19 protein-coding genes, 1 tRNA gene and 1 pseudogene are annotated in these 21,609 nt (G+C 63.5%); 13 read left to right on the top strand and 8 right to left on the bottom strand.

The window, feature by feature from the left end:
- Positions 1 to 16 precede the first annotated feature (16 nt).
- The gene (locus EKH55_RS00455) at positions 17 to 1,900 is read left to right on the top strand and encodes a CHASE2 domain-containing protein (protein ID WP_069460003.1); all 1,884 of its coding nucleotides are present in this window, start codon (positions 17 to 19) and stop codon (positions 1,898 to 1,900) included.
- Here EKH55_RS00455 and EKH55_RS00450 read toward each other — a convergent pair.
- The gene (locus EKH55_RS00450; RefSeq protein ID WP_069459619.1) at positions 1,892 to 2,509 is read right to left on the bottom strand and encodes a FecR family protein; all 618 of its coding nucleotides are present in this window, start codon (positions 2,507 to 2,509) and stop codon (positions 1,892 to 1,894) included. The two genes, EKH55_RS00455 and EKH55_RS00450, sit on opposite strands and share 9 nt — an antisense overlap.
- Positions 2,510 to 2,675: 166 nt before the next feature.
- Between EKH55_RS00450 and EKH55_RS00445 the strand changes: the two are divergent.
- The 6 genes and pseudogenes from EKH55_RS00445 to EKH55_RS00420 all read left to right on the top strand — a co-directional run.
- Positions 2,676 to 3,179, top strand: a pseudogene (locus EKH55_RS00445) (SEL1-like repeat protein); the annotation flags it as partial.
- 307 nt (positions 3,180 to 3,486) lie between these two features.
- Positions 3,487 to 3,801: a YkgJ family cysteine cluster protein gene (locus EKH55_RS00440; RefSeq protein ID WP_069459621.1), complete on the top strand. Its 315-nt coding sequence runs from the start codon at positions 3,487 to 3,489 to the stop codon at positions 3,799 to 3,801.
- A gap of 188 nt (positions 3,802 to 3,989) precedes the next feature.
- Positions 3,990 to 7,697, top strand: coding sequence for a trifunctional transcriptional regulator/proline dehydrogenase/L-glutamate gamma-semialdehyde dehydrogenase (gene putA / locus EKH55_RS00435; RefSeq protein ID WP_151610772.1), 3,708 nt, complete (start codon positions 3,990 to 3,992; stop codon positions 7,695 to 7,697).
- 151 nt (positions 7,698 to 7,848) lie between these two features.
- Positions 7,849 to 8,433: an IMPACT family protein gene (locus tag EKH55_RS00430; protein WP_069459623.1), complete on the top strand. Its 585-nt coding sequence runs from the start codon at positions 7,849 to 7,851 to the stop codon at positions 8,431 to 8,433.
- Between the two features lie 263 nt (positions 8,434 to 8,696).
- Positions 8,697 to 9,125 (top strand): DUF1810 domain-containing protein, encoded by a 429-nt coding sequence (locus EKH55_RS00425; RefSeq protein WP_151610771.1) that lies wholly within the window; start codon positions 8,697 to 8,699, stop codon positions 9,123 to 9,125.
- 191 nt (positions 9,126 to 9,316) lie between these two features.
- The gene (locus tag EKH55_RS00420; protein ID WP_069459624.1) at positions 9,317 to 9,790 is read left to right on the top strand and encodes an aminoacyl-tRNA deacylase; all 474 of its coding nucleotides are present in this window, start codon (positions 9,317 to 9,319) and stop codon (positions 9,788 to 9,790) included.
- Positions 9,791 to 10,419: 629 nt separating this feature from the next.
- Here the strand turns inward: EKH55_RS00420 and EKH55_RS29640 are convergent.
- From EKH55_RS29640 to EKH55_RS00380, 6 genes are all read right to left on the bottom strand, one after another.
- Positions 10,420 to 10,968, bottom strand: a complete 549-nt coding sequence (locus tag EKH55_RS29640; RefSeq protein ID WP_246231748.1) for a type II toxin-antitoxin system HicB family antitoxin — start codon at positions 10,966 to 10,968, stop codon at positions 10,420 to 10,422.
- An 89-nt stretch (positions 10,969 to 11,057) separates the two neighbouring features.
- Positions 11,058 to 11,294, bottom strand: coding sequence for a hypothetical protein (locus EKH55_RS00400; RefSeq protein ID WP_151610769.1), 237 nt, complete (start codon positions 11,292 to 11,294; stop codon positions 11,058 to 11,060).
- Positions 11,295 to 11,368: 74 nt separating this feature from the next.
- Positions 11,369 to 11,445, bottom strand: a tRNA-Arg gene (locus EKH55_RS00395).
- Positions 11,446 to 11,594: 149 nt separating this feature from the next.
- Positions 11,595 to 13,076: a sensor histidine kinase gene (locus tag EKH55_RS00390; RefSeq protein ID WP_151610768.1), complete on the bottom strand. Its 1,482-nt coding sequence runs from the start codon at positions 13,074 to 13,076 to the stop codon at positions 11,595 to 11,597.
- Positions 13,077 to 13,097: 21 nt separating this feature from the next.
- On the bottom strand, positions 13,098 to 14,522 hold the full coding sequence (locus EKH55_RS00385) for a dihydrolipoyl dehydrogenase family protein (RefSeq protein ID WP_151610767.1): 1,425 nt from the start codon (positions 14,520 to 14,522) through the stop codon (positions 13,098 to 13,100).
- Positions 14,523 to 14,537: 15 nt separating this feature from the next.
- On the bottom strand, positions 14,538 to 15,338 hold the full coding sequence (locus EKH55_RS00380; RefSeq protein WP_151610766.1) for a TVP38/TMEM64 family protein: 801 nt from the start codon (positions 15,336 to 15,338) through the stop codon (positions 14,538 to 14,540).
- A 539-nt stretch (positions 15,339 to 15,877) separates the two neighbouring features.
- Here EKH55_RS00380 and rpmH point away from each other — a divergent pair.
- The 5 genes from rpmH (at position 15,878) to EKH55_RS00355 (ending at position 19,672) form a co-directional block, all read left to right on the top strand.
- Positions 15,878 to 16,012, top strand: a complete 135-nt coding sequence (rpmH, locus tag EKH55_RS00375; RefSeq protein WP_083265374.1) for a 50S ribosomal protein L34 — start codon at positions 15,878 to 15,880, stop codon at positions 16,010 to 16,012.
- Positions 16,013 to 16,033: 21 nt separating this feature from the next.
- Positions 16,034 to 16,429 (top strand): ribonuclease P protein component, encoded by a 396-nt coding sequence (gene rnpA / locus EKH55_RS00370; protein WP_069459627.1) that lies wholly within the window; start codon positions 16,034 to 16,036, stop codon positions 16,427 to 16,429.
- Positions 16,429 to 18,213, top strand: a complete 1,785-nt coding sequence (yidC, locus tag EKH55_RS00365; RefSeq protein ID WP_192803729.1) for a membrane protein insertase YidC — start codon at positions 16,429 to 16,431, stop codon at positions 18,211 to 18,213. Before rnpA ends, yidC begins: the two co-directional genes overlap by 1 nt.
- 158 nt (positions 18,214 to 18,371) lie before the next feature.
- Positions 18,372 to 19,025, top strand: coding sequence for a ribosome biogenesis GTP-binding protein YihA/YsxC (gene yihA / locus EKH55_RS00360; RefSeq protein WP_069459629.1), 654 nt, complete (start codon positions 18,372 to 18,374; stop codon positions 19,023 to 19,025).
- A gap of 107 nt (positions 19,026 to 19,132) precedes the next feature.
- A complete protein-coding gene (locus EKH55_RS00355; protein WP_069459630.1) occupies positions 19,133 to 19,672 on the top strand; it encodes a DUF1269 domain-containing protein in 540 nt (179 codons plus the stop codon).
- 13 nt (positions 19,673 to 19,685) lie between these two features.
- Here the strand turns inward: EKH55_RS00355 and EKH55_RS00350 are convergent, their stop codons facing one another.
- The gene (locus EKH55_RS00350; RefSeq protein WP_151610764.1) at positions 19,686 to 20,393 is read right to left on the bottom strand and encodes an anti-sigma factor; all 708 of its coding nucleotides are present in this window, start codon (positions 20,391 to 20,393) and stop codon (positions 19,686 to 19,688) included.
- Positions 20,394 to 20,660: 267 nt separating this feature from the next.
- On the opposite strand from EKH55_RS00350, the gene argB reads away from it, so the two are divergent.
- A complete protein-coding gene (gene argB, locus EKH55_RS00345; protein ID WP_069459632.1) occupies positions 20,661 to 21,548 on the top strand; it encodes an acetylglutamate kinase in 888 nt (295 codons plus the stop codon).
- Positions 21,549 to 21,609 lie beyond the last annotated feature (61 nt).

The raw sequence follows: 21,609 nt of genomic DNA, 5'->3' as shown, positions 1-21,609 counted from the left end.
GAGCCGGACACGCTGGCTGCATCATCGCTCCAGCCCGCTTGCAGGCGGGATCATCGCGAGCCTCTCGGCGGCGGTCATGCTCTACCTCTATGCGGAGGCCGTGTTCGGTACCCAGCGCGAGCTCTTCTTCGACAGTCTCACCCAGATGGTCGCCTCGCCCCGTTCACCGGGGATCGTCGTCATCGATATCGATCGCGAGGCATATGAAACGAGCGCAGGCTCCTGGGACAGGGCCGCGACCGCCAGCCTTCTCATGCACCTTGCGGCAACCGGGGCGCAGACGATCGCCGTCGACTTCGTCTTCAGTTCCGACTGCGATCCGGCCGCGCCCGGCAATCGGGCGCTTGCTTCGGCGATCGGCGACGCGCCGGTTGTCCTGGGCTTCCTGGCTGCCGAGCACGTGCTGGAACGCCCGCGACCCGTTCCGCCACTCGCCCTGCAGCGGCCGCTCGCGGTTCCCGGGACCTGGTTCATTCAAGGCGCGGAAACCTCCTGTCCCGCATTCATGGAACGGTCGAAGGCGGCGACCGCCGCGTTTCTCGTCGGCGACAAGGACGCGCGTGTCCGGCGCACGCAGGCCTTCGCCATCCTCGGAAACAACGCCTATCCGGCTCTCGGCATCGAAGCGGGCCGGCTCGCCGCCGGAAGCAGCACACCGGTGCTCGGCGGAGAACCCGCATGGCTCCGGCTCGACCACGCCGTCATTCCCCTCGACGAGAGCGGCAATCTTCGCTTCGTCGCCAGTTCGCAGGAGACGATTGCCGCACGCACGCTGTCGGCGGCCGAGATCATGGCTGACCGGATCGAGGAAAGCCGGCTTGCCGGCAAGCTCGTGTTCATCGGCAGCAGCGTGCCGAGCCTCGGCGGGTTAAGACCGACCGCTTCCATGCCGCTCGAGCCATCGGTGCAAATCCATGCCGACGTCGCAAATGCGATCATGACGGGCTTTGTACCCTATCGCGGCGGCGGCCTGCCGTTTTACGAGGCGCTGTTCAGCTTCGCCGCCGGTGTTCTCGCCGCCTATGGCGCAACGAAGCTCCGCCCCTTGGCGGCGCTCGCATCCGCCTTCATCGGCATCGTTGCCGTCACCGCCGGCGTCGGCGCCATCTACGCGGCAACCGGCTTGCTCGTCGATGCACTCAGCATTTCGGCGGCCCTGTCGGCGGTCCTCGTCGTCACAAGCGCGCTGCAGCTTGGCCGCGTGCGCCGTGCAGAGGCGCTCGCCCGGCAGAAATTCTCGCAATATCTGCCGCAGTCCGTGGTGGCCCGCTATATCGATGAACCGGACAATGGCCGCGTCGCGGGCGAAGAACGCGTCGTGACCGCCCTCTTCACCGATATCGAGGGCTTCTCGGCGTTGTCGCAAAAGCTCGCCCCGCGCGACCTCGTGGCACTGCTCGACATCTATTTCGCCGAGGTGAATGCGCTCGTCTCCCGCCATGGCGGCATGGTCGACAAGGTGGTGGGCGATGCGGTGCACGCCCTATTCAATGCGCCGGAGGATCTGAAGGACCACGTCGACGCGGCAGTCGCCTGCGCGCTGGCCATTCACGCTCTGACGGAGGAGATGCGCAAGCGGCCGCAATTCGCAAAACAGGGGTTCGGCCGGACGCGCATCGGCATAGAGACGGGGCCGGCGGTGCTCGGGGAAGTCGGTGCTGGCGGAAAACTGGATTACACGGCCCATGGCGACGCCGTGAATCTCGCCGCCCGGCTTCAGGAGGCGAACAAGTTCCTCGGAACTGCAATCTGCATCGGCCCGGCCGCCGCCGGGGAATGCAGCATCGCAATGCAATCCCTCGGCCAGCACGACATCCGGGGCTTCGGCACCATGGAACTTTTCACGGTCCCTACGGCGACGCGCGGAGGCATGCAGTGGTCTCGCGGGCCGCTACCGTGACCCGACGCTTGCATAGGCTTCGCGAATGCGCGCCTGCCCCCAGCGCGTCGGCACACTCGCAGGCGCGCCGGGCCGCTCGAAATCCACGCCCTCGCCAGCGGAGACCGTCCGCACGGCGCCGCCGCCTCGGACCGTGACAGCGCCGTACTCGACGAAGACGGCGAAGGCGGCCGAGCGGCTGGGGCCGCAGAAGAATTTTGTGCCGCGCACGCCGATCATGCCAAAGGCGGTCCGCACCGCCAGGTCGATCCTCGGCGCCCCCTCCGGCCGCTCGAAGACCATGCGGCCGACCCCGAGTTCCAGCGTTCCGCCCTTGCCGGCGATGAAGCGGTCGATCAGGAGTTCCGTCTGCGGCCCCAGCAGGATGCGCGTCTCACTGAGCGCAAGATCGGCAAAGCTGTTGATGCTGGTGGCGACATAGTCCCGGTCGAGAACGGCGCCGCCTGCGGCAAGCCGCTCCTCCTCTACACCTTGACGACGACGAACATTCCCGCGAATTCTCTGCGCCTTGCCGATCACCGCTGCCTGCGCCGCCGGAAATCCGCCGGCGAGGCCGACGAGGAGTGCGCCGCCGAGTAATGCGCGCCTTGCGAAATATCGGTGCCGCATCGATTTCCCCGCCGCCTCATCGCAGCGCTCCCTGTTTCCGAGACCGGCCCATTCGCGGAGATCCGCCGACAGGCCGGCAGTTTCCCCCGGAACAGCCGCGGCAGCAAGACGGTTTTACCCTTTGACAACGATTGAGGTAACGTCGATGAAGCGCACGAAATCCCATATGCCGATCGCCAACTCGTGCGTTGTCGCGGCAGCCGCCTTCATTGTGGCGGTGGCGCCGGCGCGTGCCAACGATCTCTCCGTGTCCGAGCTATGCGACAAGGAGGCAGGCAGCGAAGTCGATCGCGAGCGCAATCCGGCCTTTCCGCCCGTCGCCTCCGAGGATATCCGCATCGGGATCGCGCTGTCCGCCTGCCGCGAAGCCTATAATCAGCAGGGTGGCCCGCGCATGCAGTTCCAACTGGCCCGTGTTCTCGAGCGGGCCGGGGAAAAGCTGAAGTCGCTTGGCATTCTCGGAGAGGCCGCAGAAAACGGCCACTCGCTCGCCATGGTCAATTACGGTGTCCGGCTTGCGGAACGCGGCGATCCGGAGGCGGCTCTCGAGTTTTACAGGCGTGCCGCCGCCGCAGGAAACAGCCTTGCCGCCTACCATCTCGGTATCGCCTACCGCGAGGGCATCGGCACGACCGTCGATGAGGCGCTAGCGGCGCAGTGGTTGACCCAGGCCGGAGGCGGCCAAACGCTCAGCGCGCATCGGAGCGCGGTGGGCGACGTGGTTCGCGCCGCCCATCTGGGAAGGAACGGGCGCCTCAATTGACGGAAGAGGCGAATCCGGCAGATCGGCTGCCGTCTCAGCATCACATAAGACGCGTTCCGTGCGAGGGCGACGGCATTCCGACCCGTTCGGGGTCGTGCTACAGCGCCGCGCGCCATTTTTGGACGCGCCAAGGTCGCTGTAACTCGTTGAATCTGCGCATCGAGCTTTCCGAAAATCGGTTCCGGTTTTCGGGCCGATGCGCTAGGCTGGCGTCATGACCACCGCCATTTCTGCCGCACAGAATTTCGACTGCCAGAGCTGCGGCGCATGCTGCGCCTATTCGGCCGATTGGCCGCGATTTTCGCTGGAGACGGAGGCGGAACTCGACCGCATTCCGGCGCAATTCGTCGCGTCCGATCTCGGCGGAATGCGCTGCGTCAACGATCGCTGCACGGCACTCGCCGGCACCCTTGGAAAGTCGGTCGGCTGCGCCATCTATGCCGTTCGGCCGATCGTCTGCCGGACATGCATGCCCGGCGACGAAGAATGCCTGATGGCGCGCGAGCGCCTGTTCGGGAGCGCCGCTTGAGGAACTAATATACGGGCATTCCCGATATACTCCGTACATTGCCCGGCCTGTTTTGCCATCTCTAGCGATATAAACCAAGAACGATGGAATTTGGCGGATAGATGTTCGGCTTGAGAAGGCGTATCTTCTAGCCACGAAATCGCGGGGTGCCAGCCGCCCTGCGCGCCCGGTGTGAAGGACCGCATCCAATGAGCCAAACGCATCTTCAGACATCAGCCCCGGCGGACGAATCCGCCCCCGCTCCCTTTGCCGACTTCGCGCCGCCGATCCGGCCGCAGAGCACGCTTCGCCGGGCGATCACCGCCGCCTATCGCCGGCCGGAGCCGGAATGCCTGCCGCCACTCGTCGAGGCGGCCACATTGCCGCCGGAGACGCGGGCAGCCGCCGCGAAAACAGCCCGAAAGCTGGTCGAGGCGCTGCGGGCCAAGCATTCGGGCTCGGGCGTCGAAGGCCTGGTGCAGGAATATTCGCTTTCAAGCCAGGAGGGCGTCGCGCTGATGTGCCTGGCGGAGGCGCTATTGCGCATTCCCGACACGGCGACGCGCGATGCGCTGATCCGCGACAAGATTTCCGACGGCGACTGGAAAGCGCATCTCGGCGGCGGCCGCTCGCTGTTCGTCAACGCCGCCACCTGGGGTCTTGTCGTCACCGGCAAGCTGACCTCGACCGTCAACGACCGCAGCCTTTCAGCGGCGCTGACGCGGCTCATCGCCCGATGCGGCGAACCGGTGATCCGTCGCGGCGTCGACATGGCAATGCGGATGATGGGCGAACAGTTCGTCACCGGCGAGACGATCAAGGAAGCACTGCAGCGCTCGAAGGAACTTGAGAGGAAGGGCTTCACCTATTCCTATGACATGCTCGGCGAAGCCGCGACCACGGCCGCCGATGCGGAGCGCTATTACAAGGACTACGAGGCCGCCATCCATGCGATCGGCAAGGCGTCCGCCGGCCGCGGCATCTATGAGGGCCCCGGCATTTCGATCAAGCTCTCCGCGCTGCACCCGCGTTACGCGCGAGCGCAGGCGGCGCGTGTGATGAGCGAGCTGCTGCCGCGGGTGAAGGCGCTCGCCGCGCTCGCCAAACAATATGACATCGGCTTCAACATCGATGCCGAGGAAGCGGATCGGCTCGAACTGTCGCTCGACCTCCTCGAAGAGCTCTGCATGGACGCCGATCTTGCCGGTTGGAACGGCATGGGCTTCGTCGTGCAGGCCTATGGCAAACGCTGCCCCTTCGTGCTCGACTACATCATCGATCTTGCGCGGCGCTCCGGCCGGCGCATGATGGTGAGACTCGTCAAGGGTGCCTACTGGGATGCCGAGATCAAGCGGGCGCAGATCGACGGTCTTGAGGATTTCCCGGTCTTCACGCGTAAGATCCACACCGACGTTTCCTATGTCGCCTGCGCCCGCAAGCTGCTTCAGGCCACCGACGTGATCTTCCCGCAATTTGCAACCCACAATGCCCAGACGCTTGCCACGATCCACCACATGGCGGGCACGGACTTTCGCGTCGGCACTTACGAGTTCCAGTGCCTGCACGGCATGGGCGAGCCGCTTTACGAGGAGGTCGTCGGTCCGGACAAGCTCAACAGGCCCTGCCGTATCTACGCGCCCGTCGGCACGCATGAGACGCTGCTTGCCTATCTCGTGCGTCGCCTGCTCGAAAACGGCGCCAATTCCTCCTTCGTCCACCGCATCGCCGATCCGAAGGTCTCCATCAGCGAGCTCATCGCCGATCCGGTGGAGCTCGTCCGTGCCATGCCGGTCGTCGGCGCCAAACACGACAAGATCGCGCTGCCCGCCCGGCTCTTCGGCGAGTCGCGCACGAATTCCGCCGGGCTCGACCTCTCCAACGAGGCGACGCTCGCGTCGCTGACGGAGATGTTGAAGGCAAGCGCCGCCGTCAATTGGGCCGCCGCGCCGCAGCTTGCCACAGGCGCGGCTTCGGGCGAGACCCGGGCTATCTCCAATCCCGGCGACCATCGCGACGTGGTCGGCTCGGTGACCGAGACGTCGGACGCGGATGCACGGCGGGCGGCCCAGCTTGCCTCGGAAGCGGCGCCAGGCTGGGCGGCGGTCTCTCCGACGGAACGGGCGGCCTGCCTAGACCGGGCCGCCGATCTCATGCAGGCGCGGATGCCGACGCTTCTGGGCCTCATCATGCGCGAGGCCGGCAAATCGCTGCCCAACGCCATTGCCGAGGTGCGCGAGGCGATCGATTTCCTGCGCTATTATGCCGAACAGACGCGCCGCACGCTTGGCCCTGCCCACGCACCGCTCGGGCCCATCGTCTGCATCAGCCCCTGGAACTTCCCGCTGGCGATCTTCACAGGCCAGATTGCCGCCGCTCTCGTGACGGGGAACCCGGTACTCGCCAAGCCGGCGGAAGAGACGCCGCTGATCGCCGCCGAGGGCGTCCGCATCCTGCATGAGGCCGGCGTCCTGGCGGGCGCGCTGCAGCTTCTCACCGGCGACGGCCGTGTCGGCGCGGCGCTCGTCGGCGCACCGGAGATCGCCGGCGTGATGTTCACCGGCTCGACCGAGGTTGCGCGGCTGATCCAGGCGCAACTCGCCGAAAGGCTCTCGCCGGCCGGCCGGCCGATCCCGCTGATCGCCGAGACCGGCGGCCAGAATGCGATGATCGTGGACTCCTCCGCCCTTGCCGAGCAGGTCGTCGGCGACGTGATCGCATCGGCCTTCGACAGCGCCGGCCAGCGTTGCTCGGCGCTGCGCGTGCTCTGCCTACAGGAGGACGTCGCCGACCGCATTCTGACCATGCTGAAAGGGGCGCTGCACGAGTTGGAGATCGGCCGCACCGACCGGCTTTCCGTGGATGTCGGTCCGGTAATCACCGCGGAGGCCAAGGCGGGCATCGAAAAGCATATCGACGGGATGCGCCGGCTCGGCCGCAAGGTGGAGCAGATCGGTCTTGCCGCGGAGACCGGCCACGGCACCTTCGTGCCGCCGACCATCATCGAGCTCGAGAAGATGTCCGACCTCAAACGCGAGGTCTTCGGACCCGTGCTGCACGTCATCCGCTATCGCCGCGAGGATATCGACCGGCTGATCGACGATATCAACGCCACCGGCTACGGCCTCACCTTCGGTCTGCATACGCGCCTGGACGAAACCATCGCCCATGTCACCGACCGCATCAAGGCGGGCAACTTCTATGTCAACCGCAACATCATCGGCGCGGTCGTGGGCGTGCAGCCCTTCGGCGGCCGCGGCCTTTCCGGCACGGGGCCAAAGGCCGGCGGCCCGCTCTATCTCGGGCGGCTGGTGACGAGCCCGCCGGTGCCGCCGCAGCACAGCTCCGTGCATACGGATCCGGTTCTGCGCGATTTCGCCAAATGGCTCGACGGCAAGGGCGCGGCGGCGGAGGCCGAAGCCGCACGCAATGCCGGCAGCAATTCGGCCTTGGGCCTCGACGTGGAACTGCCCGGTCCGGTCGGCGAGCGCAACCTCTATGCGCTCCATCCGCGCGGGCGTATCCTCACTGTTCCGGCGACCGAGAGCGGCCTTTACCATCAGCTCGCAGCGGCGCTTGCCACCGGCAACAGCGTCGTCGTCGACGCCAGCTCGGGCCTGCAATCCTCGCTCGCAGGCTTGCCGCACAGCGTCGCCGCCCGTGTCTCCTGGTCGAATGATTGGGCGGCCGACGGCCCCTTCGCCGGCGCGCTGGTCGAAGGGGATGGCGAACGCATCCGTGCGGTCAACAAGGCCCTCGCCGCCCTGCCCGGCCCATTGCTCCTCGTCCAGGCGGCGTCGAGCGAGGTAGTCACCCGCAATCCGGACGCCTATTGCCTGAACTGGCTGGTCGAGGAGGTTTCCACGTCGATCAATACGGCGGCCGCCGGCGGCAATGCGAGCCTGATGGCAATCGGGTGATCGCACCGCGATTTCTCCAGAATGCCTTTCTCGATCCTCTCCCCGCATGCGATCGCATGCGGGGTGTCACGGCTGCGAGGTGGGGCAAATCAATGCCCTGCTGGCGCGCCCTCTCCCAATCCGCTATCACCGCCAAAACACGGAAAAGCGGATGTTCACGCTCCGGCGCATCGAGACCTCGACACAGGAAATCAAGAAGAGCCGCTTTCTCGCGATCGCCGGCCCCATTGAGGACGAGTCATCGGCAAGGGCCTTCCTTGCAGCCCATTCCGCCCCCGCCGCCAACCACAATTGCTGGGCCTGGCGACTCGGACAGTCCTATCGCTTCAGCGACGACGGCGAGCCGAGCGGTACGGCGGGCAAGCCGATCCTTGCCGCGATCGACGGGCAGAAGCTCGATCGGGTCGCGGTCCTCGTCACACGCTGGTTCGGCGGCATCCTGCTCGGCAGCGGCGGGCTGATGCGCGCCTATGGCGGCACCGCCGCACTCTGCCTCAAAACGGCCGAGAGGATCGAACTCGTGGACAGGCAAGGCGCGACGGTCGCCTGTGACTTCTCCGACCTGGCCCTGATAAAGGCGCGACTTGCCAGCCGCGGCGTCACGGTTACCACAGAGAGCTTCACGGACACCGGAGCCGTGCTCACGATCGAGATGCGAAAAGATCTGGTGGACGACGTGCTGGCGCTCGTCACCGATCTCAGCCGCGGCAAGGCGATCGTCTCACTGGAGAACTAAGCGGCTTTTCATCGGCACCATTCTCGTCGCAGATCATCTTACAGTATTTTCCGGCAGCCGCCGCAGGACGCTTTGCGTTGAATTCCCGAACGGGATGCCGTTTCCGTCGCCAATCCCGATGCGCTGAGGCCGCCATTGCCGACCTTTACGAGCGGCTGATCAAGGTTCATGGTCGTCAGCGGTGATGAAAAATCGGAGCCGCATCGACAGCCGCTGCCGAGAGGCAGAGTGGGCGCGTGGTGACCGGCGCCAGGACTGCAACCATGAGCGAGGCCTTCGATCTCGAACGATTCCTCAAAGCGCAAGAGGGCGTATACGACATTGCGCTGGCGGAACTTCGGGCCGGTGCCAAGAGAAGCCACTGGATGTGGTTCATCTTTCCGCAGATCCGGGGCCTCGGCCATTCGCCGACGGCACAATATTACGCGCTCTCGAGCATGGACGAGGCCATCGCCTATCTGCGGCACCCGCTTCTCGGCCGCCGTATCCTAGAGTGCACCGAAGCGGTCAACGCCCTCAAGGGACGCGGCGCCCTCGAGATCTTCGGCAGGCCGGACGATCTCAAATTTCGCTCGTCGATGACCCTTTTCGAGGCCGCAGCCCCGACCGTCGGCGCCTTCGCCCGGGCACTGGAGCGCTATTTCGAAGGAATACGGGATGCCCGGACGATCGACATCCTTGCCGGAAAATGAGGCCGCCCCCTGCGACGCAGCGACGTCTGCGAGACAACGAACGGGGCCGATGCCGCTGGCGCATCTATCCGTGGATCCGATAACTCCCGACCAACCCAGCGCCGGCGTTCCGACCCATTCATCGTTGACTTCCAGGGCGATCAGGGCAGAATGGTTGCGCGCGTCGCGACTTATCAGAAGGGGCGACTAAGATGACGATCGCTAAGAAACTCCAGGACTATATCGACAGCGAAGGGGTCAGCTACGACACCGTCGCGCATCACCGTACCGCAACATCGAGCCAGACCGCCGAGGCCGCCCATGTTCCGGGCAGCAGGCTGGCCAAGTCCGTGGTCGTGCACCACGAAATGGGCTATGTACTGGCCGTCGTTCCCGCCTCGCATCGCGTCGAGCTCTCGACGTTGCAGGACGTCATGAACAGGCGCTTGGGCCTCGCCTCAGAGGATGAGGTCAGTTCGCTTTTCTCCGACTGCGAAATCGGCGCGGTGCCGCCGATCGGATCGGCCTATGGTGTACCGGTCATACTCGACGAAAGCCTCGACCGGGCGAGCGATGTCTATTTCGAAGGCGGCGATCACCGGACGCTGGTGCATATGAGCGGCACCAATTTCCGCAACCTGATGAAGGATGCGCAAGTCGCCCGCTTCAGCCATCCATCGGTCTGACGCGGAACAGGCGGGATCTATTGCACCACCTCTTCCGATCGACATCGATCCGGGAAGAGGTGGAGAGCGGCCTTTGTGACAAAGCGCAAGGCTTATCGCTATGAAATTCGTTTCAAACAGGTGAAGGCGTGTTGAGCCGCGCAGCGCGTTTTGTATTCTCGCGTGCTCGATTCGGTATTGGCTAACAACCGGCTTCTGGTATCTCATGTGAAAGCGAGGGGATAAGACATGGCGCGATCCCGACGTAGGACACCGATCACTGGCATAACGACCGCCGAAAGCGATAAGCGTTTCAAGCTGAAGGAGCATCGGCGCGAGCGCGCGGCTTTGCGAGCGCTCGATCTCAGCTTGACTGAGCCGCAATCGAGCAAGTTATTTGGGGATCCATGGTACGGAGAAAAGGATGGCAAGCAGCGGTATACCGTGGCTGCCTCTCCTCATCTGATGCGCAAGTGAGGATATGTGATCGTTGCCAGACCACCTACCGCCCATCATCAATAGCCACCGCGATCATTTCAGGGTCGCCGACCTCAAAAACGGCTCCAGATAGCCGGCCTGTCTTTCGGCGGTCTTGATGAAATCTTGAGTGTCGAAATGGAATGTCTTCATGCGACGCGGTGAGCGCGCCATCATGCTCCCTTGCGGCATATCTCTTCGATGCCGTCTAAATCGTATTCGTCGAAGACCTGTTCAGCTACGGCGTAAGGCGGCCCGTCAAACCAGCCATCCTGCTCCGCCTCGGTTTGGGTGATTTCCTCTCGCGTGATCTTGCCGTTGCGTTTCGATTGAAGCACGACAGGCTGGATGCGGATGGCGACCACCACCCGCGTGCCGATATCCGTCACCCGCCAGCGCCAGCCGTTCGCCATAATGAATTCGTCACCGATGTTGAAACCGGATGGCTTCCTTCCCGTAGCCTTCCTCGTGAATGGCACCGCCAGTAGAACTGCACCTGCGGCGAGCGCCTTGCGAATGTCATCGCGATTCATGATCGCCGCCATGTCGGAAGGCAAAGGCATGTCCTCGTCTTCCGCCCATAGCTGCAACGCTTCGAGGGCGTTCGGCAGAATGTCTGCCGCTTCATCGGCGGCGGAATGCACGCCGGGAAGATCAGGAAAAACGATGCCGTAAGCCGTCGTCGCGTTGCCGGGTTCGACGAGTGCGAGATAGACGCTCATGCCGTGACGCTCACAGCGAATTCGAAATGAATGCGGTCATGCGTACTTCCCATAGCTCGTGCCTCACGCGCAACAGGTTTCTAAGGTCATCACACAGTCACGTCTACTAAGGCGGGTGGTCTAGGCCAGTCGAGAATGTCGCCCGCCTTGTGCGCCTGCCAGCGCTCAACCTGTTGATCGACCACGTTATGCCATTCAGCAACGACGGAACATCCAATCGCGCCGCTCAGCAATCTTGACCGCAATTCTGGCGAGTTGATTTTAGGCGAATCGCTCGGTATACGCGCGGCTGAACTGGAATGTTTTTGTTCCGTGAGATAGGTCAACGCTGCTGCCCTAAGGGCAACATAGTGGCAAAAAAGGCAGAATAGCGTGGCAATCGACAAGCATGCTGGAGAAATGGCGCACCCGAAGAGATTCGAACTCCTGACCCCCAGATTCGTAGTCTGGTGCTCTATCCAGCTGAGCTACGGGTGCGTGTCTTGGAAGCGGTGACCACCGCTTGCGTGGCGATCCTCTAAAGCGTCCTTTCGGGGATTGCAAGCACCTTTCGGGAAAAATTTCATTTTTGCGACGGTCAGGCTCGCGCATCCCGGCGCCTTTACCGGATCCGGCAAAGCCGAGGCTCAAGAGCGTCCTTTCGCGCGGAATGCGTCGAGGCGGACGGGGCGGTCCGGCAACTCTATGCGGAAGAGCGTGCCGGGTGTCGGCTTCTCCACGAGCGCGATCGTACCGCCATGGGCGAGCACCAATTCGCGGGCAATTGCAAGGCCGAGCCCCGTGCCGCCGGAGCGGGCCGAGCCGCGAAAGGCGGCGAACAGGTTTTCGCGAGCCCTTGCCGGCATGCCGGGCCCCGTATCGTCGATCGAGATCGTCACCACGCTGCCCGTTCGGACCGCCGAAACGCAGATCGCCCGACCGCGCCCATCCTCCGGCTCGTGGTTCGCCAGCGCTTCGACCGCATTGCGGCAGATATTGTGGATGACCCGGAAAAGCTGCTCGCTGTCCGCATCCACCATAACGTCGTCGCGAACCTGGTTTTGGAATTCAATGCCGCTTTGGCCATCGATCGCCAGGAGTTCCGAGACATCGTCGACGAGCGGGCGAAGCGCGACGAAGCGACGGCGCGGCTCCGCTTCCGCGGTGCGTCCATAGGAAAGGACTTCCTGCGTGTAGCCGACCGCGCGGTCGATGGTCCTCAGCAATGTCGGTGCAAAACGCTTCACGACCGGATCATCGACATCGGCAAGCCGGTCCGATATCAACTGCGCCGAGGACAGGATGTTGCGCATGTCGTGATTGATCTTCGAAACGGCCAGGCCGAGTTCGGCGAGGCTTTTCTGCTGCTTCAAAGTTCTCTGCAACTCGCGCTGCATGCTGGCGAGGTGCTGGCCGGCGACCGCCAGTTCGTCCCCGCCCTCGGGCGGTACGAGGATGCGTTCGGGGTTCGATGGCTCGCCGGAGAATTCCTGCATGCTCGTCGTCAGGCGCCTGATCGGCAGTATCAGCATGCGGTTGATCGCGAGAAAGATCAGCGATGCCGTGATCAGCGAGATGACGATCGACAGCAGGAAAACGTTGCGCGAATAAACAAGCATCGCCTTGCGCAGGCCCGCATCCTTCATCACCAGTTCAATGGTCGCATCGCTTTCGCCGAGCGGTCCATAGACACGCATGATGCGATGACCGCCGAAAAGCAGCGTGTCGAAAGCGTCGCGCACCGCGCCGAGCGCCGTGAAATTGGCGATGTCGTATTCGCCGTCGACTTGAGGCGGCATATCCACGCTGGCGATCATCCGCGACGCATCCTTGCGTCGGATGACGATCGCCTTGGTGCCGGTTGCCATCAACGTCTCGCGCTGCACGGCGCGCGGCAGCTCGATGTTCTGCAAACCGTCGACGACGACGGCCGCGGCCGCGACGGTGTTCAGCCGATCCTCAAGCCAGCGGATACGCATATTGGCGACGGAGGGCACGAAGATCAGCACTTCCGCGAGCATGACGAAGGCGACCGTCAGCAGAAGCAGCTTGCCGGAGAGCCCGCGCAGAAAACCGACGGCCGCGCGGGGCGGCGCCGTCGCATTCTCGTGGCGTGCCTCTTCTATCATGCTTGAAGAATTTCCCTGCCGTCAGCCGAAGCGCCGCAAGATGCGGATTGCGGTGCGGACGAAGCGATTTCGTGCCATGGGAGAATAATAGGAGATCGCTGCCTGTTTTCCAATCTCGGAAAGGGTGGGATAGGGTGCTACATGGTCGCGGAAGCTCTTGAGCGTCAAACGGTTGGCAATGGCAAGGGCCCAGATGTCGATCATTTCCCCCGCCCCTGCCCCGGCGATGCCGGCGCCGAGAATCCGTCCGCGTCGGCCGATCACCAGCTTCATCTGTCCGCATCCATGGCCATCGATGCGAACACGGTCATTGGCTGAATAATCGCAGCGAACGACGTCAACGCTTCCGGACTTCTCCCGCGCCTCCTCTTCCGTCAGGCCGGCATGGGCGAGCTCCGGATCAGTGAAGGTGACCCGCGGTATCATGGCGCGGATCTCTCGTGCCGGCAGCCGGAAGAGGATCTGTTGCAGGACAAGCCGCGCATGGTAGCCGGCGGCGTGGGTGAATTGCTGGCCGCCGGCCGCATCGCCGATCGCATACACCCGAGGGTTGCTGGTGCGCAGATTCGCGCCGATTTCGATGCGCGCGGCATCGTGCCGAATGCCCGCGGCGGCGAGATTGAGCGAATCGTGATTGGCAGTGCGGCCGGTCGCGAGCAAAAGGTGGTTGCCTTTGATATCGAGGCTTCCGCTTTGATCTTCGCAGCGCAGAATTACGCCGTCCTCGCTGCTCGTCACGGAATGGATCGTCGTTCGCTGGTGGAGGACGACACCCTCGGCGCGCAGCGCGTCGAGCACGATCGCCTTCAGTTCAGGATCTTCCTTCGCGAGCGCCGTAGCGCCCTCGATGACGGTCACGCGCGCACCCAGCCGGCAATAGGCCTGCGCCATCTCCAGTCCCACCGGGCCGGCGCCGATGACGATTAGATGGCGGGGTACCTGTTCCAGCTCGAACAGCGTCTCGTTGGTGAGGAATGGCGTCTCCGCGAGACCCGCAATCGCGGGAATGGCGGGCGAGGAACCCGTGGCGATGACGAAGCGCCGGGCCCGGACGAGGCAGTCGCCGGCCGCCAGAGTCCGCTCGTCGACGAACCGCGCCGTCTCCGTAATCACCTCGACGCCGAGGCTCGTGAACCGCTCGACGGAATCATGCGGTGCAATGTCTGCGATGACCCGGCTGATCCGGTCCTTGAGCCGTTCGTTATCGCCGACCGGCTCCGCGGCAACGAGACCGAACGCTCCGGCCTTGCGGATGGCCTGCGCATGTTTCGCCGCCGCGATCAGCGCCTTGGAGGGCACACAGCCGTAATTCAGGCAGTCGCCGCCCATCTTGCCGTGCTCGATGAGAACGACCGGCACGCCGAAAGCGGCCGCGCCCGCGGCCACGGAAAGGCCGGCGGCGCCGCCGCCGATCACGCAAATGTCCGGTTTGAGTATCCTTGCCACGCTCCATGCCCCACGTCAGTTTTCCCTCCGGCGCAGCTGTATTCGCCTGTAGACGAGAGGCAGCGCCGCAATCAGCGCCAGCGCGAGAAGCGCCAGAGAAATGTGTCGTGTCGCGAAATCCAACGGAGACAACGTGCGCACGCCTGCCGCCGCATGGGCGATCACCTCGTCAAGACCGCAGCCGAGCCAGGCATAGGCGAAGGTGCCGGGCACGATGCCGAGAAGGGTCGCCGCGGCAAAGGTGCGCAGCTTCACGTCGAAGAAGGCCGGCGCGATATTGACGATGAAGAAGGGAAAAACCGGCACGAGGCGCAGGATCAGCAGGTAATGGAAGGCATCGCGGCGAAAGCCGGCGGCAAGGCGCTCGATGAAGCGCCCGGCGCGCCGTCGCAGCAGGTCTCTCAGGGCTCCGCGTGCCGCCACAAACAGAAGGCAGGCCCCCAGGGAAGCGGCGGCGATCGCGATGACGCTTCCAAGAAGGCAGCCGAACAGAAAGCCGGCGGTAATCGTCAGCACCGATGCCGCGGGAATCGAGAAGACCACAACGATGACATAGACGGAAAAGAAGGTGAGCGCCGATCGAACAGGATAGGCGCCGACATAGGCGCTGAGCGCCTCGCTGTGGTCGACCAACGCCGACAGGGTCAAGTATCGCTGGAGGCCCAGTGTATAGCAGGCCACTCCGCCAGCGACGAGCAGCGCAAACGGCGCGAAGCGCCACGGCGAGCGACCGCCGCCGGCTTCGCCGCCAGTCCGGCTCGGCGATGCGTTCACGGAGGCTTCGTCTTCCGCGCCGTCGCTCAGTTCAGGGCCCATTTCGGTTTTGCCTTCGGCGAGGTCCGCCCGCCATGAATGGAAGCGGATGAATGATCCGTACCCTCGAAGACAGCGCGAACGGGCGGGCGGAACAAGTCACTTTGCCGTGAGACGGCGGAAGCGGCCGGTCCTGTGGATCGGCGGCTCCGGCAAATCGAAGAGACGCGAGGCCAGCCGATCAGAACTGCTGCCCTTGGTCGCGGCCGACGGCGTCCAACCACCGCCGAAAGCACGCGCCACCGTTCCCATCATCCGGCCAAGCGGCGACAAAAGGGGTCAGTCCGTTTCGCCGGCCAGGAAGATGTTCTCGATCCGCAAGATCCGAGGCGCTTCCGGTGTCTTGCGCCGCCGGCAGAAGCCGATGCCAGTCAGCCGGGGCGCATCGTCGGCCACCGGCGGGAATTGACTTTGCCGGGCTTTTGTCCCTATAAGCCGCCACGTTCGGTCATACCGCCCCGGGGCGGAGCTATGCCCGTAACGTAAACGCTCCTTGCATAATGCAAACTCAAGAAGGGCCGCACACCGCGGTATTTAAATAAATGAAGCGTACCTACCAACCGTCCAAGCTTGTTCGCAAGCGCCGTCACGGCTTCCGTGCACGTATGGCTACCAAGGGTGGCCGCAAGGTTCTCGGAGCCCGCCGGGCCCGTGGCCGCAAGCGTCTCTCGGCCTGAGCCGAGCCTGCCCGAATCCACATGTGCGGGCATATGACAGACAGACACAAGCTTCCTGTCGGACGGCTGAAAAGCCGTCCGCAGTTTTTGGCCGTCAGGGCTGGAGAAAGTCGCAAAGGGCCGATGTTCCTCCTCGAAGTGCTCGACAGGGATGATCCGGAAGCGCAGCCCCGTGTCGGCTTTACCGTCACCAAGAAACACGGCAACGCCGTCGAGCGCAATCGTATGCGTCGACGGTTAAAGGAAGCCGTGCGGCTTACCGCCGGGTTTGCAATGAAACCCGGACACGACTATGTGATTGTCGCCCGACGCGATCTCCTGAATGCTCCTTTTGACGCATTGACTCGGGCGCTCGAGGATCGCATCGAAAGCAAGCCGAAACCGAAACGGCCGCCAGCCGGTTCCAGGAAAGCATGATGGAAAACAACCGCAATTATTTCGTGGCGATTGCCCTGTCCGTACTGATCCTCGTTGCTTGGCAGTTCTTCTATGTCAATCCGAGGATCGAGAAGGACCGCATTGCCGCGGAACAGGCGCAGCAGCAGGCGCAGCAGATTGAAGCTCAGCAGGGCGGCCAGCAGGCGGCACCGGGACAAGCCCTGCCCGGCGGCGCCATTCCGGGCGCTGGCGAAAGCCGCGAACAGGCGGTCGCCAAGTCCGCGCGCATTGCGATCGACACGCCTGCCCTTTCCGGCTCCATCAACCTGACCGGCGCACGCTTCGACGACCTGAAGCTCAAGGGCTATCGTGAAACCGTCGATCCGAAGAGCCCGATCATCACGCTCTTCAGCCCTGCTGAAACGGCGGACGGCTACTTCACCGAACTCGGCTACATCGGCAGCGACGCGACGGGAGCGGTACCCGGACCGCAGACGGTCTGGACGCTCTCCCGCGGCGACAAGCTGACACCCGCGACGCCGGTAACGCTCACCTATACGAATGATAAGGGCGTCATCTTCGCCCGGACGATCTCGGTCGACGATCGCTACATGTTCGAGGTGGTCGACAGCATCAAAAACGACAGCGCCGCGCCGATCTCGCTTTCCTCCTACGGCCGCATCACCCGCTTCAACAAGCCGGCGACGCCGAGCATCTATGTCCTGCACGAGGGATTCGTCGGCGTAACCGGCGACAGTCTGCGGGAGGTCGACTATTCGGACGCCGAGGACGAAACCACCATCGAGCCCGGCAAGTCGACAGGCGGCTGGCTCGGCATCACCGACAAGTACTGGGCAGCCACGATCGTCCCACCACAGGAGACGCCCTTCGACACGCGTTTCTCGCATTTCACGGACGGCCGGGCCCGCTACCAGAGCGACTATAAGAGCGATACGATCACCGTCGCTGGAGGCCAGTCGGCAGAGGTCAAAAACCTCGTCTTTGCGGGCGCCAAGGAAGTCCCGGTCGTCGACAATTACGAAGTCGCCTATTCGATCCCGAATTTCGACAAGCTGATCGACTGGGGCTGGTTCTACTTCATCACAAAGCCGATGTTCAAGATGATGGACTTCTTCTTCCGTCTTTTCGGCAATTTCGGCATCGCGATCCTGATCACCACGATCGTGGTCAAGCTGATCTTCTTCCCTCTCGCCAACAAGCAATATGCCTCGATGGCGAATATGAAGAAGGTCCAGCCGAAGATGGAGGAACTGAAGAAGAAGTTCGGCGACGACCGCATGGGGCTGCAGCAGGCGATGATGCAGCTCTACAAGGATGAGAAGATCAATCCTCTGGCGGGTTGCTGGCCGATCCTCATCCAGATTCCGGTGTTCTTCGCGCTCTACAAGGTGATCTATGTCACCATCGAGATGCGCCATGCACCTTTCTTCGGCTGGATCCAGGACCTTTCCGCGCCGGATCCGACGACGATCTTCAACCTCTTCGGACTGCTGCCTTACGACGTGCCTGTCTTCCTGCATCTCGGCGTCTGGCCGATCCTGATGGGCATCACCATGTTCCTGCAGATGCGCATGAACCCGACGCCTCCGGACCCGACCCAGGCAATGCTGTTCACCTGGATGCCGGTGGTATTCACCTTCATGCTGGCGTCGTTCCCCGCCGGACTGGTGATCTATTGGGCCTGGAACAACCTGCTGTCGATCATCCAGCAGTCGATCATCATGAAGCGCCAAGGCGTGAGGATCGAGCTCTTCGACAATCTGAAGTCGCTGTTTTCGAAGAGACCCAAGCCGGCGGAATAGCCGGCAGCCCACTTCGCCTCGAAGCCCCGGAACGAAAGTCATCCGGGGCTTTTTTGTCCTGCCGGCGCGCGCTGTCCGAAACCATGCGAGCGGCCCGCCACGCTTGACAAGCGGCGCCAAAAGCCTGATCCCGACTGGGCAATAAGGAATGTCAGGACATGACCGAAAACAGCAACCGGAACGTCGCCGCCACCTTCGGTCGGCCGTGGATATTCATCCGCGGCGTTCCGTCGATGAAATTCCTGCCGCCCGAGGGTCCGACGGAGATCGCCTTTGCCGGCCGCTCCAACGTCGGCAAGTCGTCGCTGATCAATGCGCTCGTCGGCCAGAAGGGACTTGCGCGTACCTCCAACACGCCGGGACGCACGCAGGAGCTCAACTATTTCGTGCCGGATGGCTATTCCGGAGAGGCCGGCGACCTCCCGCCGATCGCACTCGTCGACATGCCAGGCTACGGCTATGCCCAGGCGCCCAAGGAACAGGTCGACGCCTGGACAAAACTCGTCTTCGATTATCTGCGCGGTCGTTCGACGCTGAAGCGCGTCTATGTGCTGATCGATGCCCGCCACGGCATCAAGAAGAACGACGAGGAGGTATTGTCGCTTCTCGACAAGGCGGCGGTCTCCTACCAGATCGTGCTCACCAAGACCGACAAGATCAAGGCAGCCGGGGTGCCGCCGCTCGTCGCCGAAACGCTCGAAAAGATCAAGAAGCGTCCGGCCGCCTATCCGGAGGTGCTGTCGACATCCTCGGAGAAAGGCGCCGGCATAGAGGAGCTGCGCGCCGCGATCGATCTTGCCGTCGCGCGCTGACCGGGTCGCCCGACACCTGAAGCATTCCGGACATCTTCACTGGCCCTAGAGCCGCCCTATCTCCGGCTGGCGACGTTGATTCGTCGTCTCAAGAGCAGGAGGAAGAGATGTCCGATTTGATCGTCATAGGATTCGATTCGACGGAAGAGGCCGACAAGGTTCTCTTGAAGCTCAGCAGCCTCAGGAAGGAATATCTGATCGACCTCGAAGATGCGGTCGTCGTCGTGCGCGACGCCGACGGCAAAGTACATCTTAAGCAGAGCTTCAACCTCACGGCCGCCGGGGCAACATCGGGCCTTCTTTCCGGCTCGCTCTGGGGTGGACTCGTCGGGCTGCTGTTCCTGAACCCCCTCGCCGGCTTTGCGATCGGCGGCGCGCTCGGCGCCGGTGCCGGCGCCCTCTCCGGATCGCTTGTCGACTACGGCATCGACGACAACTTCATCAAGTCGCTCGGCAATACCATCCCGAACAATTCCTCGGCTCTTTTCATTCTGGTGCGCAAGGTGCAGCCGGAAAAGGTGCTTGCAGAATTGTCCGGGCTGCGCGGCCGCGTCCTCAAGACATCGCTTTCGCCGGAGCAGGAACAGAAGCTGCAGGCGGCACTCATGGACGCGCAGACGCCGTCGCCGCAGCCGGGCACTTTTTGAAAACGCGGCTAAGTCAGCGATAACGCACGGTCCCGCGGGCAATGACCGCGCCGCTGGGCGAGCCGGTCGGCGATCCGCCGGGCGGCTCGACACTGACGGCGAGTGTGGCGCCCGAGGTGACCTTGCCGCGGTCGCCCGACGACAGCGGGATTTCCCCTTCGCCGGATTGTGGCAGCACGCCAAGCGAGACCGCCGGGGCAGTGCCTCTGATCAACCAGAGTTCCAGAGCCTTTTCTTCCGTCTGACTGGCGGCAACCGGGGTCACCATCAGGCGTCCGGATGCGGGATCGAAGCGTGCGACAAGGTCGATGGCGTTGCCCTCTCCGGAAAGGTCAGCCACCAGCGACGCTCCGCCCGTACCCCCGCCGAAAAGGCCGACCGACGAGGCGGCAAGAACAACGACTGCGGCGAGCGATGCAAGCGCGAGGCTGCGCCAGAGAGGCAGCGACTGCCACAGACCGGGCGGGCGCTGTGGCGTGTCGACTATCGCCTGCTCGCCCGGTGCCGATCCGCGCACGGAACGGGCGACCTGTTCGTAGGCGTCGTCGAAGGAAGCGAGATTATTCTGCCAGCGGATGACCATGGCCGCAAAATCACTGTCCGAGGCCATGCGCGCCTCGACCTTCCGGCGGTCTTCGTCGGATAGAACGCCCAGCACGTATTCCCCCGCGATTACTTCATCGCGGCGGGAATCCCCGCTTTCGGGCTTCTGCGTCGTCATCGCTCCATGCACTCTCTCGATATCCGGAGGCCGTGCCCGATTTTCCGCATGCAAGGCAGGATCAGTCAAATCATGAGCCCCGTCAATCGTGTTCCAATGGGATTTCGGCTGATCTCGATTCGAGGTCTCGACCCCCGCCCGCAGGCAGGCAATGGTGCTGGCAGGCGCCATTCCACGGCCGTCATTACGGCGTTATGTTGCGCCGGGATCATTCCATCCGCCATAAGTTTGCGCTAAACAGCAGCCGGTTTGTTTCGAGGGTCCGCCATGTCCGCATCAGAAAGTGAAATCCAGGCACGCCTGCTCGCGCAGGCCCTGCCCTATATGCAGCGCTACGAGAACAAGACGATCGTCGTGAAGTATGGCGGGCATGCGATGGGCAATCCCGAACTCGGCCGGGCCTTCGCCAGCGACGTCGCGCTCTTGAAGCAGTCCGGCGTCAATCCGATCGTCGTCCATGGGGGCGGTCCCCAGATCGGTGCCATGCTGAACAAGATGGGCATCGAATCGAAATTCGAAGGCGGGCTTCGCGTCACCGATCAGAAGACCGTCGAGATCGTCGAAATGGTGCTTGCGGGCTCGATCAACAAGGAGATCGTCGCGCTGATCAACCAGACCGGCGAATGGGCGATCGGCCTTTGCGGCAAGGACGGCAACATGGTCTTTGCGGAAAAGGCCAAGAAGACCATCCGCGATCCGGACTCGAACATCGAGCGCGTGCTCGATCTCGGCTTCGTCGGCGACGTGGTCGAAGTGGACCGTACACTGCTCGATCTGCTCGCACGCTCCGAGATGATCCCGGTCATCGCGCCGGTCGCCCCCGGCCGCGACGGCCATACCTACAACATCAATGCCGATACCTTCGCCGGCGCAATCGCCGGCGCACTAAACGCGACGCGCCTTCTGTTCCTGACGGATGTGCCCGGCGTTCTCAACAGGAACGGCGAGCTCATCAAGGAGCTCTCGGTCGCCGAAGCGCGCGGACTGATCGCCGACGGCACGATATCCGGCGGCATGATTCCGAAGGTCGAGACCTGCATCGACGCGATCAAGGCCGGCGTGCAGGGCGTGGTCATCCTCAACGGCAAGACCGCACACGCCGTACTCCTGGAAATCTTCACCGAACGCGGCGCCGGCACGCTGATCGTGCCGTAGCAGGGCGCCGCTTCGGCATCGGCTGCAGGATCTAGGGTCAGGACCTATAAAATTCGCCTGG

Source organism: Sinorhizobium alkalisoli (assembly GCF_008932245.1).
GTDB lineage: Bacteria > Pseudomonadota > Alphaproteobacteria > Rhizobiales > Rhizobiaceae > Sinorhizobium > Sinorhizobium alkalisoli.
The sequence above is the reverse complement of the archived record's forward strand: the minus strand, read 5'-3'. Positions and strand labels throughout refer to the sequence as shown.